This is a genomic window from Paenibacillus silvestris (genome assembly GCF_009882985.1).
Taxonomy (GTDB): Bacteria; Bacillota; Bacilli; order Paenibacillales; family NBRC-103111; genus Paenibacillus_E; species Paenibacillus_E silvestris.
On the sequence record NZ_WTUZ01000020.1, the window covers coordinates 563,738 to 578,848 of the forward strand.

The 15,111-nt window shown below is 51.0% G+C and carries 11 protein-coding genes; 2 read left to right on the plus strand and 9 right to left on the minus strand.

All coding sequences use genetic code 11. The annotated features are described in order from the left end of the window. Positions 1-4: 4 nt before the first annotated feature. Complete coding sequence (locus GQF01_RS17780; protein ID WP_161408056.1) at positions 5-775, minus strand: DeoR/GlpR family DNA-binding transcription regulator; 771 nt, start codon at positions 773-775, stop codon at positions 5-7. 389 nt (positions 776-1,164) lie between these two features. Here GQF01_RS17780 and GQF01_RS17785 point away from each other — a divergent pair, with 389 nt between their 5' ends. Next, positions 1,165-2,115, plus strand: coding sequence for a metallophosphoesterase family protein (locus tag GQF01_RS17785; protein WP_161408057.1), 951 nt, complete (start codon positions 1,165-1,167; stop codon positions 2,113-2,115). Between the two features lie 29 nt (positions 2,116-2,144). Next, positions 2,145-3,005: a DMT family transporter gene (locus GQF01_RS17790; RefSeq protein ID WP_161408058.1), complete on the plus strand. Its 861-nt coding sequence runs from the start codon at positions 2,145-2,147 to the stop codon at positions 3,003-3,005. Here GQF01_RS17790 and GQF01_RS17795 read toward each other — a convergent pair. From GQF01_RS17795 to GQF01_RS17830, 8 genes are all read right to left on the minus strand, one after another. Continuing rightward, on the minus strand, positions 2,986-3,261 hold the full coding sequence (locus GQF01_RS17795) for a hypothetical protein (protein ID WP_161408059.1): 276 nt from the start codon (positions 3,259-3,261) through the stop codon (positions 2,986-2,988). The genes GQF01_RS17790 and GQF01_RS17795 overlap by 20 nt on opposite strands. 112 nt (positions 3,262-3,373) lie before the next feature. Continuing rightward, on the minus strand, positions 3,374-5,059 hold the full coding sequence (locus tag GQF01_RS17800) for a hypothetical protein (protein ID WP_161408060.1): 1,686 nt from the start codon (positions 5,057-5,059) through the stop codon (positions 3,374-3,376). A 33-nt stretch (positions 5,060-5,092) separates the two neighbouring features. Further along, positions 5,093-7,207, minus strand: a complete 2,115-nt coding sequence (locus tag GQF01_RS17805; protein WP_161408061.1) for a phage tail protein — start codon at positions 7,205-7,207, stop codon at positions 5,093-5,095. A gap of 261 nt (positions 7,208-7,468) precedes the next feature. Continuing rightward, positions 7,469-9,721: a putative baseplate assembly protein gene (locus GQF01_RS17810; protein WP_161408062.1), complete on the minus strand. Its 2,253-nt coding sequence runs from the start codon at positions 9,719-9,721 to the stop codon at positions 7,469-7,471. A gap of 25 nt (positions 9,722-9,746) precedes the next feature. Continuing rightward, on the minus strand, positions 9,747-12,818 hold the full coding sequence (locus GQF01_RS17815; RefSeq protein WP_161408063.1) for a baseplate J/gp47 family protein: 3,072 nt from the start codon (positions 12,816-12,818) through the stop codon (positions 9,747-9,749). Positions 12,819-12,873: 55 nt separating this feature from the next. Continuing rightward, positions 12,874-13,275 (minus strand): GPW/gp25 family protein, encoded by a 402-nt coding sequence (locus tag GQF01_RS17820; protein ID WP_328803476.1) that lies wholly within the window; start codon positions 13,273-13,275, stop codon positions 12,874-12,876. 17 nt (positions 13,276-13,292) lie between these two features. After that, on the minus strand, positions 13,293-14,018 hold the full coding sequence (locus GQF01_RS17825) for a phage baseplate assembly protein V (RefSeq protein WP_161408064.1): 726 nt from the start codon (positions 14,016-14,018) through the stop codon (positions 13,293-13,295). Continuing rightward, positions 14,018-15,109, minus strand: a complete 1,092-nt coding sequence (locus tag GQF01_RS17830) for a phage late control D family protein (RefSeq protein ID WP_161408065.1) — start codon at positions 15,107-15,109, stop codon at positions 14,018-14,020. Before GQF01_RS17830 ends, GQF01_RS17825 begins: the two co-directional genes overlap by 1 nt. Between the last annotated feature and the right edge of the window lie 2 nt (positions 15,110-15,111).

A 15,111-nucleotide genomic window follows, 5' to 3' on the forward strand; every position in this document is an offset into this window, starting at 1 on the left:
GGGGTTATTCGCCGATCAGCACTTCAATGCCCAGCGCTTCGATAGTGTCCATCCATTCTTTGGGACAGCCCGAATCTGTGATCAGCATCGAGATTTCGTCCAGCTTGGCCACTCGAGCAAACGTAGACATCCCGAATTTGGAATGGTCCGCAACCAGAATCGCCTCTTCTGCGCGCTGCATCATTTTTCGCGAAATGACCGCTTCGGCCAAATGAAAGTCAGTAATCCCATCAGCAAGTGAAATGCCGCCAACCGAAATAAACGCTTTATTCACTTTAAATTGGTCCAGCATCTGATCGGTAAGGGAGCCCGTGGCCGCTTTGAGCTCCAGATTGACTTCTCCGCCCAAGAAAATAATTCGGCCGCCAAAAGTCTCCATCGCCAAATTAAGGATAGGAACAGAGTGCGTGATCAAGGTGACATTGTGATGATCCTTCAAATAAGGCAACATCTCGAGCGTTGTCGTGCTGTTATCCAGCATGATCGTCTCCCCGTCCTGCACGATGGAGGCAGCCGCCTTGCCAATCGCCACCTTTTCTTTCTTCATCATCTGCGTTCGTCTCAGAAAAGGCGGCTCGACTAGCTCCATGCGCATTTTGACTGCGCCTCCGTACACTTTGCGAAGCTTGCCCTCCTTCTCCAAGCGATCTAGGTCCCTTCGGACCGTTTCGGTCGACACGCTGAGGAGCTCAGACAAGTGAAGAACCTGGACTTTCCCTTCCATCTCCAAATGATTTAGGATCTTCATCCTGCGATCTTCGAATGTTAATGACATAAATAACCTCCTGCCTATGACCGATGCTAGCAACATTGTGATGTTTCATGTTGTTTTCATCTAGTGTATAAGCAGGAGGTTAGCCTGTCAACGCGATGCTAGCAGGCGATCGATCTTCTCAGTTCCTGATGAGCAACTACTTTGGTTAATGAATTCAAACAGTGCAATTCCAATCTCGTATTTGGCATGTAGAGAGTCTACCTTCATATCTAGAGAAATTGCGTATATCTTAAAGGTATGTGAATTCTTCTGATGAAAGGAAACGTAAACGAATTGTAAATTATTCATTGACAGGTTTAGAGCAACAGAGATACAATTGTCAACAAACAACAACATTTTAATATAAAACCACATAAAAACAACAACCCCAAAGACGGAGGACTATACTTATGCAGCATCAACTTTTCTTTCGTGAGGATCAAACCTTTACGATTACCCAGTTCACAGATTTACATTGGAAAGATGGCGGCGCCCTCGATCAGCAGACACGAAAGCTGATGGAAGGTGTGCTGGATGCAGAGCAGCCTGATCTGGTCGTATTCACAGGCGACGTGATCTACACCGGGTATGTGACTCCTGGCGAACCGGTCTGCGAACAGCCGCTGGAAGCTTTTCGCGAAGCCATCCACGCCGCAGAAACGCGCGGTATCCCATGGGCGGTTGTATTCGGCAACCACGATACGGAAACAATCATTACGCGTGAGGACCTCATGCGAACCGTGCTCAAACAACCGCATACCGTAACACAGCGCGGTCCTCTTGATGTTCATGGCGTAGGCAACTATACGGTATCTATTCAAGGTGCTGACGGGAAAGCCGCTGCGGCACTGTATTTTTTTGACTCGGGCAACCAGTCCCCTGTTCCCCATATTCAAGGATACGATTGGATTCGCAGCAGCCAAGTCTCTTGGTACGTAGAAACTTCGAGCAAGCTGCACACCGAAAATAATGGGCAGACCATGCCTGCACTAGCTTTCTTCCATATCCCGCTCCCGGAGTATAAGCAGGTCTGGGATACAGAAACCTGCTATGGCCACAAGCATGAAAATGTGTGCTGTGCGCCTGTTAACTCTGGCCTCTTCGCAGCCATGGTAGAGATGGGTGATGTCATCGGCACCTTCTGCGGCCACGACCATGTCAACGACTATCGCGGCAATCTGCATGGCATTGAGCTTTGTTATGGCCGTGCCACGGGCTATAATACCTACGGCAAAGAAGGCTTCCCCCGCGGCGCAAGGATGATCCGACTCCGCCAAGGGGAGCGTCATTTCGAAACTTGGCTGCGTTTAGCCGACGGCACGGTTGTAAGCGAACAGCCTGAGCATACGCCTGGCGATTAATTTTACCGAAATTGTTTGGAGATGATGGCTTGGTTATCGTATCAATCTTACTTGTCATAGCTTCCGGCCTAACCCATGCCATCTGGAGCTTATTCACCAAAAGCAGCAACAACAAAAGTGTCTTCCTGTGGTCCATTATTATGGTGACCACCGTGATCCTGCTTCCTTTTCTGATCCGAGAATTATGGCTTCATCCTTTGTCCTTATCTTCTTACGGTCTACTGCTCTTGTCAGCAGCTTTTCAGAGCATCTATGCGCTTCTATTAGCACGGACCTACAACATGGGCGATTTGTCGCAAATTTATCCGATTATGCGAGGCACCAGCACCTTATTCATTCCTATCGTCGGCGTTATGTTCCTTAGAGAATCCTTATCGCTATACGGCTGGCTTGGGCTTCTCTTTATGGTCACTGGCTTCCTGGCTCTCAGCGGCATTTTCACGGGTAAAAGATCAGGAGCTGCCTCGCGTTCAACGATCAAGCCATTCCTGATGGCTCTTTGTGTAGGCCTATGCACAACCTGCTACGTCTTCGTCGATAAGCTGAATCTGCAGCATATTTCGGCCATCTCTTTGCTCGAAGTCACGAATATCGGATTCGTTGCGGCATTAACACCGATTGTCATAGCATCCAAACAGTTGCGGCTTGAGTGGAAGCTGAATACCCGAATTATTTTGCTCGGAGCCATACTGAATCCGGGGTCCTATTTGTTGTTTTTATTCGCCATGAAATATGCGCCTGTGGCCCACATCTCACCGATTCGGGAAATCGGCACTGTTTTTGCCACCATCTTAGGCATTGTTGTCCTCAAAGAAAAGCAAGGCAAGAAGCGAATTACCTGCTCGGTTCTCATCACAATTGGCATTCTGCTCATTGGATTCTTTGGTTGACTTTCTCATCGGCGTTTCCACCGCCGTGTCCAGAACCTTGCAGGCCGAGCAGGTTGGCGTTGGCGTCGGCATGGGCATGCTCGCCATGGTCAATTTCATTGAAATTAACGCCGATTCCTCCTGCTATTTTCCTCTGCTGATCCACTTTTGGCCAAATAACTGGATTTTCTACCGCTAATGTCGGGGGATCTAGTAGATTTTGGGTAGCAGCCCGCGAATTAGCTGGAGTTTCTACCGCTATTCCGCTCCAAGCCACCAAACAGCGCAGAATAACGGTAGATTTTCCATCTATCTCAGCCGAGCTCTCCCCAGCTCCCCTACAAAAAAAACAAGGACCTCCCAGAGGTCCTTGTCTCATTCCCTACATGCTACTCCGTGCCGCTCCCAGCCGAAGCCGCCTCTCGCATCGCGGACAGCGCCTCGTCCAGCGAGTCACTCCCCGCCGAAGCGGAAACCGCGCTCGCCATCTCAGCGCTGTACGCCCACCAGCGCACGCGCACATTCGACGGCTCGGACGTCTGCTGCACCTTCACGCCAATCCGGAAGGTGCCCTTCTGCGGATAGGCAATCGTGCCGATCTTCACTTCCGGCGCGTCCGGCTCAAACTCCGTGCCTTTGAACACATCAGATGCCCCGCCATACACGCGCTCCCCGCTGGACAGTATGTCGGAGAAAGCATCCTCGCTGCTCTCTTCCAGGCTCGTGATGATCAATACGTTGCCCTCGCCAAGTCCGTGCAAGATCTCGCCGGAGAAGAAGCTCTTCGTCGCCTTCCCGAACGGCGACACCGAAATCTTCGTGAACGGCTCCACCGGAATGTTCACGACGCCGCTCACGATGCCGGCAATGCCGCTTCCGCCACCTGCCGGAATTCCCAAATCAAACGAAAGCTCGCTAATCGCTTTATTGAAATTGACCTTAAACTCCGGAGGCTGCCCCGGCGCCAATGTTTTCACTTTGGACTTCGTCACAAACTGACCCGACGTTTCGTCCCGGTACTCGTTCGTTCTAGCAAGTCGATACATCACCGAGGAATTGTAAACATACTCGCCAAACGGCACTTGCTCAACACTCTCAATGACGTAAGTCGGCCCAACTTGAATGAGGCAGATTTTGGCCAAATATATGCAAGGTTCCGACGGAGCTTCCAAGGATGCTTCCAACGATTGTTTCACGAAATCCGTCATCAAACGTTCCCGAACGGCATCGCCGATAACTTGAATTTCGCCGACAGATTGCGGCTGCAGTTCGAGCTGCTTGTCATCAAGTTTCAAGACAGCTGTACTGCCCACCACGCCAATCGTCGCCTTCACGCCAACACTGCTGTCCGCACGCAACAGCACGCTCATTTCGTATTCGCTCTCTTGCACATCCTGCGGCTCTTCGAACAAGATCGAATTGCCGTCAATCGCTTCAACACGATCTGCTGCCAGCTCATACTGGAAAGAAATTCGCCCTACTCGCAGCGTCTTCTCAAAACGCAGCTTCATCTCAAACAACTGACCCGGATTCACATATCGAGGCGTCGTCTGAAGCACGCGCACATGCGCATCCTGATAGAGCACAATCGTTTGGTCTGTCAGATTCGCCAAAGGAAGCTTCGCAGGTTCAGGTGCATCCTCACGAATAAATAGTCGATAGCTCTCAAGCACGCGGTTATAATCATTAATTTCATCCGAACGAACCGAGGAATTAGCTACGGCGTGAACGGGCTCTTTTTCCTTTTCGTCATAGGCAATACAGAGGTACACGTTCTTCGCATACTCGTTGTTGCTGAACCCATCCATCATCGAAAGCTTCAATGTCATGGGGGAAGGCACAACAATTTCCCGGCCTAGCGCATCGATTGCAGCTCCCATTTCAACCGAAACTGACTTCTCATCAACAGCGACAACTTGCAGACCCGTTAGCACACCAGACCCATGCAGGAGACGATTCATCATTCTGCGCTTGTCATTGAAATACTTTTGCTCGGACTCAAAATCCCTGACCGTCAGCAGCTTTCCATAGAAATACCGATTGCGCTCAAACGGGTAATAGCGTGTTTTCTTCATAAGTATCCCCTCACCTTCCAAGGCTCATTTCGTTTATTCGATTTCGGAATCCAGTTCCAACCGGGTATGTATATCCATGCGTTTATCGCGATCCACATCGATCAGCACCGTGTTGTAAGGCATCGAGGAACGCTGGTCGAGCGTTAATAACGTAGGCTCAGATAAGTAAGTATTAATCCCTAGATACGTATGCATATCCGCGTACATCCACGGCTGCAGAACGATCAGTTTGCCCTCGGTATAGGCAGGCTTCTGGTCTTCAATAATTTGTTCAATCGTGAGTCGCTGCGCATCGGTGCGAACCACTTCGGGCCCTAGCATAATGCAGAAGCAGTAAGGATTATCCCCGTATAATTGGGCAAAAAGCTGCCGCAATTCCGATGTCTCCTGCATCTGTTTGAATTGAAAATATTCCAGCAAAAATGGTTCTGTACCTGTATAAATCTTCAACATGTTAATCAAGCCCTCGCGAGTACCGCGCAATTTATATAGTTCAGGCGCCTGCTTCATTAATTCCCTTAGCTTCTTCTCGCCCCATGCTTCGTGATCGGTAATCGCCAGCCATCGGCCCAACCATTCGAGATAAGTTCCCGTTACGGCATCCGGGTCAAAATGAGCGGAAATATGGTCGATTTTATCCTCCATATCATCGAAAAACGTGCTGAACATCGCCAGAAAACGCTCCAGAAATGGACTGTGCTCCTCATCCTGCTGATAGATCGGAGGCAGATAGTCAATCAGGGATGTTCTAGGGTAGTAAACGCGCAGCTTGCGAATGTACGGCGACTTTTGCTCGCTGCCGATCAACTCCATTTTGAACCAGAGATAACGGCCTTTCGCATCCAGCAACGCATCTTTCGGATTGAGTATCGGTTCTGACCACAAATCACGAGTAGCCGCCAGCTTTTCACGCACCCCAATATCCGGATCCGTTAGGTAGCTTGTATAGTTTACGTAGTCGCCATCTACCAGCCCTTCACTTTCATCTGAAGCAAAATAGGAAAAGCGAACCTGCGTCTCCTCTGGAATGTCGGCTTCGAGTCGTATTTTGTGCCACTGGGTTTCGGTTTCTGTTGTATCCAGATCTCCCGAGAAATAGACCGCCTCCGGCAGCTGAGTCCCCTCAAGGAGCATCGTCCTGGCACGAAGATCAAGCAAGCTAATCTGACCGCTTATGCGGTCAAACACATACAGCCGATTCCGGCTGTCATGCACCAACGTGTCTGCTCGACCACGGAAATTCGTAACTTTATCGAAAAACTCGCCATTTCCGCGATATTTGAGAATAAACCGCTCGGTAACTCCCTCTTGCTGTGCGTATCCGCTGTCCCCTATATAGAGATTATGATTCGTATCAATGGAAATGCCAGCAAAGCGCCCTTCCTGCTCCAGTTTAAAATGCAGCGGCTCCCGGCCATCCTCATGGAACACGGTTACGGTTCTGAGGTGTGCATCCAATAAAGCTAGCGTGCCATCCGCCGCAGCGGTGAAATACCGCCCTTTCAGTGCAGCAACATCAACCGCTTCTTCCATGCGGTGCCCGTCATGCTCGTATACGCGCACGACCTCACCGGCCGAGCTCCACTGAAGGATGCCTATCCTGCCGCCCTTGGGAACCTCTGGACTTCCATTCATACCAACCGCAATATCCAAAGGTACTGTCGTATAAAATGTATGCTTCGTCGCTAATTTGGCATTGACTGAGAGGGGAAAAAGCTCTAGCCCCTGCCACGTATCAACCGCCCACATGGTTTGTCCATTGGAGAGGGAATACACGGCAACTCTTCTTTCAGTCGCTTGCTCGCTGTCCGCGATGACCAGAAGATCGGACAAGGAGGCCAGCTTCGCTTGGTGACTGAACAGCCCGTGCCCATGCCGAAATAATGACTCGAGATGGCGACTTTGATCATCATAAATCCACACATTCGAGGCCTCGTCCAGCAAAATTAGCTTCCTTCCAGCGCCAACCGTCATCTCATGAATCGGGTGTATGCCTTCCAGCTCGTCTGTGCGAACGATGCGATGAATGCTGTACTTCTCTGTTTGTTGAATCGAAAAGCCTTTTTCCCGCATATCGATGTTGGCTTCATAGCCCTGCTCCCAATCGAGCGGTTTATTCAATGAAAAAAACGTCTGTCCATCCTGCATCGTTCGTCACCTCTTTTCTGTCTGTCGTATCCCTGTTCCCTGTACAACCTCAAGCCCCCCGCACGCTTTAAAAGGGAACTACAGTACGCTATTCCCCTCAGTAGGGCCCTTTTCAACTATCAAAGGGAACTACAGGGCGCTATTTATACGCTAACCTTCGATTTAGCCCGATCCAGGTCAAAATAAGACCCTGTAGTTCCGCTCACCAACCCATTTCGCAACAAATCGCATAAATAAGGGACCACAGTTCTCCTCGCGCAGCTATAAATCCGTCTGGCTAATCGTCTCCACCTCATGATTGCCGGAGTAGACCAGCGCATAAGGCGGAATATGAATATCGCCGGCGCCATCCTTCTGGAAACCAGTGCCTTCGGCATCCAGCCACAGATCCTGCACATACACGACACCTTTGATCCGGGAAATAACGCCGTATATATCGCCTTTATACACCGTCCGGCCGAAACGCCAGCCCTCCGAGCCCTGACCATGATCCATCGGCTGCAGCAGCATTCTCAGCTCTTGTGTAATGCGGCGCTGCTCGTTTTTGTACTTCGGCTCCATGACAACCACGGCATGAACCGTGATTTTGATATATTCCGCCGGAATCACGTGGAGCTCCGTCGTCAAAAGCCGATGCCGATCCAGATGCCCCTTGATCGTCTGCAAAAAGCCCTTGCTCGCCTTCGGCTTATCGCTCTCGCTATAAGGCACAACCGCGACGGTCATCTGTGCTGGCGCCTTGACCTTGGGATAATCCCGCATGCCTGGCTTATACAGCGGTATCGCCTTCACCCGCGCGACGCGCAGACCCGGCGTCGCCTTGGCGATGCGCTCGTAGTCCTCGCCAGTCACCGCTCTTGTTGGCGTGTCGAGCTCGCGCCGCACGCGCAGCTTCGCCTGCGTGAGCGTCTCCGCTTCCAGGCCGCCCCGCGCCGGGAACGGATTCGTCACGCTCACGCCAGGCTCCTCCGTGAAGCCGGTCACGAGGCCGTCCTTCACGTTGCCCCGCTCGCCCCCGCCCGCTTGCAGCGCCAGGAACCGAATATTCGGTTCCACCGACTTGGGCGGGACAAGCCCCGCTTCGTTATTGCCGAAGCGGATCGTTCCAGCTACAGCGTCGTAGACGTAATGCCGGTCCGTGGACTTCGAATTGTCGAAGTCATCCACGGACTGCCAGTCGTCCCACACGACGCTGCCTCCCCCACGCGGCCAATAACCTACCTGCAGCAGCATGCTGCTAGGTTTGAACGTGCGGCCGCGAGCGACCTCAAAGGTCTGCCCTGGCAGACCTTTGCTGCCTCCAACATAACGGCCGTAGTCGAACTCGGCCGTGTACGCAATGAGCCGCACCCGCTGCGCGCCTTGCGGCGGGATGCTGCCGTTCACCCCGTCGCCGAAGTGCAGACGGGTCATGCGGCGGGCCGAATCCTGCAGCAGCTGGCAGACGAGATCATCCGGTCCGTAGTCCTTCAGCTCAGCGACGATATGCCAGTCGGACCAGCGGCCCTGCTCATTCTGCACCTGTACCGTGTGCAGCCCGCCATAAGCGAGATAAGAGCTAACCTCAAAGCGCTGATCTGGCTCTCCCGTACTGCTGAATGCCGTCACTTCGCTGAAAGTTTCCTGCTCTGCCGCCTGCACACTGTTCAGGCTAACTTTCTCGATCTTCGGCGGAAGCTCGTAACCTTCCTCCTCCAGTGTACAGCAGATCCAGTAACGGCTGCGGTCATCCGCTGGATAAAGCGCCATTGGCTTCATCTCAGAAGTAATGCGAAAACGCACTTCACCGCTCTGTGACAGGTGAATCGTCGTGTCGCTTACCACTTCAACCGGCAGCCAGCCTTCGCTTTGTCCACGCTGCCCCTGATCGGCTAGTTGTCCTGCTCCAGCGAACGTCCATCCCACCTTCGCAGATGAAATGACAGGCGCCTGCGCATCCTCCCGATGACTGACACGGACTGGATAACGATCGTAGAGCTGAAAAGCTAGGGAAACCTCTGTATCCACGGGCAGAGCCCGATCAAACCCTAGATAGAGATGTGAACCTGAGATCGCATCTGATCCAAAAGCGTAATAAGCAATCTTCGCCTGGTTATTAGATGTAAAATCACCAGCCGCCGTCTCTGTGCGCACCAGCACTTTCTCAAGTAGCGACGGTACGAGCTGTACGGTGCGAGCCGTCTCAAAGCGCTGATCCATTGCTTGCAGCGGAGTCCCTTTGGGAAGCACAAGCGGCTGATCCACATTTGAAAAAGCCACATCACAAACGGCCGATACCGCTTCTCGCGGGCGAATACCGAGCAGCTTTAGAAACTTCCGCTCGTTTTTCTCCGTTACGCGGTCTAAGTAATACTGCTGCATCTCGGTCATCCAAGACATCAACTCCAGCAGCGTAATCCCGGGGTCATGTTCATTTTCATCCGTCCACTCAGGAAACAGCTTAGGAATCGACTTCCGCGCCTCCATCACCATCTGTTCAAACATTCGGTCATCCAAATTAGGGATTGGCAGCACTTGTGCTCACCTCCTTAGATAATGATTACAAAACGTTCACGACCACCTTATGCTTGCCGCTAACAATAATGCCGTGCGGGAGCGCCGGTAGTCGGTTTACATCCAGCTCGACACGTTCGCCGTCCTCCAGCTTATAGACCGTCATGTAGAGCTTCTCTACATGGCTGATCGTTCGAATCGTCTTCAGCAGCGCATAAAAGACAGAGGGGTGAATTTGCTGACCGATGGCCCAGCCCTTGCCGTCGAAATTCCCAGTTAGTGGGTCCAAGAAGCGATTCAGCTTCTCCATAGCTTGTATTTCCGTCGTGACGACAGCGTCCATGCCTTCTACAGCAACGATAGCCGAAACGGAAATTTCCATATACACCGGCTCGATGACTTGGAGCCGCTCCGGGAAAGCCACGAGACTCGATGCGCGCTCGATAATATAACGCTCAACTTGCTTCTTAAGCACAGGAAACGCAAGGCTTCCTTGCTGGCCTTCTTTGGGCAAAATGACCAGTGTCATGGCGCCGATCTCTTTTTTCATATAAGCATTTCGATTGGCGATACAGCTCACTTTAGCGATATTCGGGTAGGCTTCGCGCGCGAGCCATTCGTAATCTTTGGCTGAAACCGCACGGTTTCTGTGCTTTAGCATTTCAGGCCCGCGCTCTAGGGCAGACTCCAGCTTCTCGGCTTGGCAGCCGCCAGAAGCCGGCTCCGGATTATACACTTCGCCGACAAATGCGATAGAATCCTGCATCTGATTAATTTCACGAGCGCCTACATTACCTACTTGCCCCGAAGTCACTTGATACGTAACTTTGAGCTGCGCCAATCCACCTTTCGGTGGGTGCATGCCATGGACGCCATCTCCGACACGAATGCGGCCAAACGTACGATCGATCATGTAATGACGATCTTTATTGCCTGAATCCGCCATTTGGCTTACGGAGATCCAGCGAACCCACAACTGCAGTAAATTGCCTTCCGAATCTCGGCTAATTTCCATTTGTGGTGTTCCGGCTCTTTCGTACTCAGCAATCTCTTCTTCCGTTACGAATTCCGTCTCATCGACCCATACTTCTTCCGATACGATGCCGTTTCGGCTCAGCTGGTATTCGAGCTCTTCCAGCCCTTTGGCCTCAGGAACTTCTCCAATTATCGTCTCCTGCTGGAGAACCTGAACGGTATTCATATAGAGTCCATGAAGCGTAGGAATCTGAGTCCGTCCTGTCGTATCATCATATTTGTCATCACGGTTCACGGCACGAATCCAGAAGCCCTCTCGGCCAAACAAGGATTCGGCAGCAAAGTCAGAAGGGCCAACAAACTGCACGGTCCCGCTCTGCGTCAACCCGTTCGTATCATCGATCACCTTAAGTGGCGCCCATTCGGATGCATGACCCGGCATTAAACCAGCACGCAAATATTCCCATTCCAGCAGAGGCAAATCCTGCTCAGCAAACCGCTGCTGCTTCACCGAGACATAGAGCGAAATCGGGCCTTTGACAGGCGGCGTATCGAAACATAGATGTAGAGCCGGATGACTGCCCGCTAGTGGCTGAAACGGTTCAAAGCCCCCTTCCAGCTGCTTGCTGTGCCGCGTCCGGTCTTCAAACACGGTATTATTCAGCGCTAGACACCGCTCAGCAGGGTAAAGGCGATCCTCGTATTCATAAGTCATGGAGACCTCATCGATCCAAGGAGATAAGTAAAGCGCCTGCCCCACGTAGGCATTTTCGATATGCAAAATCCGTGCCCTGATCCAATAATTTTCGTTGCCGTTCACATAAGTGGCTTCAAGGTCAAGCGGACAGCGGAAGTTAATGTCCTTACGCACCTTCTGTTCCTTGGGGTAATAAAACAGCTTCTCCGCTTCTTTTCCTACCTCTAGACGCACCCAAGTTGTACCATTCCAATACTCCCAAGCGACCTGCAGCACCGTAATATGGACGACTGGAGGCTTATCGAACTTGGACTTTTTCATCACCATTTTCCAATCGATAGGATCCACTAGCTCCGCTCCGAAACGGTTCTCAATGGCTTGCAAGTCGAAGCTCAGCTTAATATCGCCATCTTTTTTCGTGAACACCTCTTGGCTCCCGATATAAAAAGTGCCATACAGTGCAAACTGGTCGCCAAATGGATAGAAACCGCTTGGATCTGCAGCAATATCATTATAAAACATAAGGTCCGGCTGAATGCCACCTTGTTCAAGCAAATCCGAGTAATCCGTTTTGAACGAAATATGGTCCATGGATAGCTGGCTGTCCGCCAACGTTTTGCCGCCAGGCAGAAGAGGCTTCAGACGACACTGAATCCAGCGGCCTGCTCTTCCGTTTACTTCCTTCAGGGCAAGCTGCCCCTCGTGCGCTTTCGAAAGGATAACCCGATTCCCCTTAGCAGTTACTTGGTCGAAAGGCATCCATCCATCAGCCGTGGCATACAACCACTCGGTTAATTGCGGGTCAGCCAGCTGGCTCGACAGCGCAAGCTCTTCAAACCGCCGTTTGGAGTTGCGGAATTCAATCTCAATCCGCGCCGTGCTAGACAAGGTGAAGAGAGCACTATGCTCGATGAAGAACGCATGCTCCTGCAAATTATCGCCCTGCAGCCGGAAAAGCGCCGTTGGGGCTGCCAATCCTTGCCGGGATGCCGTCAGAAACTCCTCCGCGATGCGAATAATCTTATCCTGTTTACGACTGGTCACGTAAGCATCCGTCAGCAGGGCAGGCGTCAACAGCGCGCTGCGGGCGGTTTCATACAGAATATTACTGCCTTCGGCTGCAGCTGCAACCTGCGTGCCCGCCGATATGAAGACGGACTCCTTCGTCCCCTCATTCAGCGCGAAAGTCAAATAACTGCTGGCTGGTCTCGCCGGAAGCAGCGTGACATCGAACATATTGAGGAACGAAATGAGGTTTTTCGTAGGCACTCGGTTCAAACGTTTGATGTTGTCATGAAACATGTCCGCGAACATGAGGAATAACGCCGAACCCGGGTCCGGGTTCTCAGGCGTAAAGCGCCATTCCGGCGTGTAATAAGGCGCCATTTCCTTCATCTGCGCTATGAGATCTGGGATATCTCTGGGATCAATTTTGGGAGGTTGCATCGCTCAGCTCCACCTCCTCTCTTGCACGTATCATCATCGTTTCCGCTGCCTCTTTCTATTTAGAACCTTCAAATAGGTAAAAAGGATACACTTGGTTAAACAAGTTGTTCGTCGTACGCACCAGATAAGAGATGCGAATCATCACTTTACCTGGATCATCGGCTTCCGGCACAGCCTTCACATCCACCTCATGGACCCTTGGCTCCCAATTGCGAATCGCCTCTTGAATGTTGCTTTCCAGCAGATGAAGCGATGTATCGTCCGTTAGGCCAAAAATGAACTCCTGCACGCCGCAGCCAAAGCTCGGACGCATAACCCGTTCTCCCTGTGTGGTGCCCAAAATAACGCGGATCGCTTCAGCGATGTCTTCCTCGTATTCGGACATCCGAATCCGCCCTGTTGCAGGGTCGACCTGAATCGGGAATTTCCAGCCTCGCCCCAAGAATGCTTCCGACACCCGTCCACGCTCCTTCGTTAGTTGATTTTGACCATACTGCCTTTAATATTAATGATGCCGTCCGATTTCAAATCCAACGTGGCCCCTGCCTTAAGCGCCATCGTCGCTGATGCTTCTATATTAATTTGCGTAGATTTAATTTTAATTTCCTTCGAGCTTTCAATCGCTACTTCGCCTTTGGCATTAAGCGTGATTTTGGACGTTTGGCTGACAACCGAAATCTCATTAGCCGATCCACCTTTGATCATGATCTTGTTATTCCCGCTCTGATCGGCAATTGAAATGCTGTCATCCTTATCCTTCAACTCGATAATTTGACCTTTTTTAGTCTTTATCGTGATGCTCTCGTCACCGCTTTTATCATTGAACGATAATTCATGGCCTGAACGCGATTTGATCATCCGCAGATCGTTCTTGTCGGCTGGTGCCGGCGGCTTATTCTTGGGGTTCCACAACATGCCAATCACGAAAGGCTGACGCAGCTCCCCTAGATGGAAAGCCACTAGAACCTCATCATTCACTTCCGGGATAAAAAGACTGCCCATCTCCTTGCCGCCCATCATCGTGGCAATGCGAACCCAATCGGTTTCGGTTTCCGTTTCTTGTAGTGGCAGCTTCAGCTTCACCCGCCCGAGCTTATCGGGATCGTTATTGTTAGTCACAACTGCGACCATAACACCACCGATTTTCTGGGAAGCGAAGTTGGCGACACCGCCTAGGGTAATATCGGGAAGTTTGAACATTATACCGCATTCCCTCCTATTTGAAAGCGCGTCGTATAGCCCTCATCATTAATCAGGTGCGTAGCGCCCATCACATAATAGGGCTGATCAAACTTTTTGCCTACACCATCAAGCTTAATATATCGCCCTGCCCGAATTTCCGGAATACCGATGCATTCTCCAGAACCGCTGGTCAGCTTCATCGCCCGTCTGTTCAACAAGGCACTGGCATACGTTTTGGCTTCCTCCACAGAGGTAACATTCGTATAAACATGCTCCACGAAATCCCCTTTGGATGCGAGTATATCTTTACCCGTCTTGGAATTACTTCCAAGCTTCGAGATGGTAGCCGACTCTCCTTCAATCACTTTCAACTCTTTGTTATCCCATGCTCGCACCTTCACGCTGGTAATTTGCTCGGCAAGGTTCATGTCGAGTGTTAGAGTGCGCAAGGTTTTGCCCATTTCCAGCGTCAATACAGGCGACATTTCGGTAAGCGGCTTGCGGAAATATAAGTTCTTCCCTACAACGAAGAAATCATAGTTAACCAAATTCGCCAAATTTTGAATAAAATGAAAATCATTAATCTGGCTTTGGGCAATCACTGGATATTCTGTCGTCGTCGCATCCACATGAACTTTGGCGCCGTAGGTTTTGGCGATTTCCTCTACAATATCGCTATATTTCTTTTTGTTCCACGAGCGGGACTTCGTTCCCTTCATCATCAAATACGAGAAATCCATCCCTCGTACAATGAGACCAGGTGCCCCATCCTCAGGGAAATCGACGACGACAGACGTGATAAATCCAGTAAATACAGGCGTGAATTTATCTACATAACCAAGACTAATGTCGATGGCCTTCCCCAACGTAAATTCGGTTAGCCACTGAAAGTCGTTCTTCGTCACATCGTAAGCGTTCGTTACTCGGAATGAAAAAGAATCCGCTGTTCCATCAATGGAGGTCTCCACGCGTATCGTGGAAATGGCCATATTATCGGAAAGCTTCGTCCCATCAACCGTAATTAAGTAAGCCGGTGCGAAAAATTCTTTGTACTTCTTAGCTAAATCATCATAAGTGAAGGTGCTTGATTCCAAGCTTAAAGTTGCCATCC

What these genes read in the sequence shown, in the direction of transcription:
- GQF01_RS17780 (WP_161408056.1), bottom strand. Translation starts at nt 775, where the DNA reads ATGTCATTAACATTCGAAGATCGCAGGATGAAGATCCTAAATCATTTG.
- GQF01_RS17785 (WP_161408057.1), top strand. Translation starts at nt 1,165, where the DNA reads ATGCAGCATCAACTTTTCTTTCGTGAGGATCAAACCTTTACGATTACC.
- GQF01_RS17800 (WP_161408060.1), bottom strand. Translation starts at nt 5,059, where the DNA reads ATGAAGAAAACACGCTATTACCCGTTTGAGCGCAATCGGTATTTCTAT.
- GQF01_RS17805 (WP_161408061.1), bottom strand. Translation starts at nt 7,207, where the DNA reads ATGCAGGATGGACAGACGTTTTTTTCATTGAATAAACCGCTCGATTGG.
- GQF01_RS17815 (WP_161408063.1), bottom strand. Translation starts at nt 12,818, where the DNA reads ATGCAACCTCCCAAAATTGATCCCAGAGATATCCCAGATCTCATAGCG.
- GQF01_RS17825 (WP_161408064.1), bottom strand. Translation starts at nt 14,018, where the DNA reads ATGTTCAAACTTCCCGATATTACCCTAGGCGGTGTCGCCAACTTCGCT.
- GQF01_RS17830 (WP_161408065.1), bottom strand. Translation starts at nt 15,109, where the DNA reads ATGGCAACTTTAAGCTTGGAATCAAGCACCTTCACTTATGATGATTTA.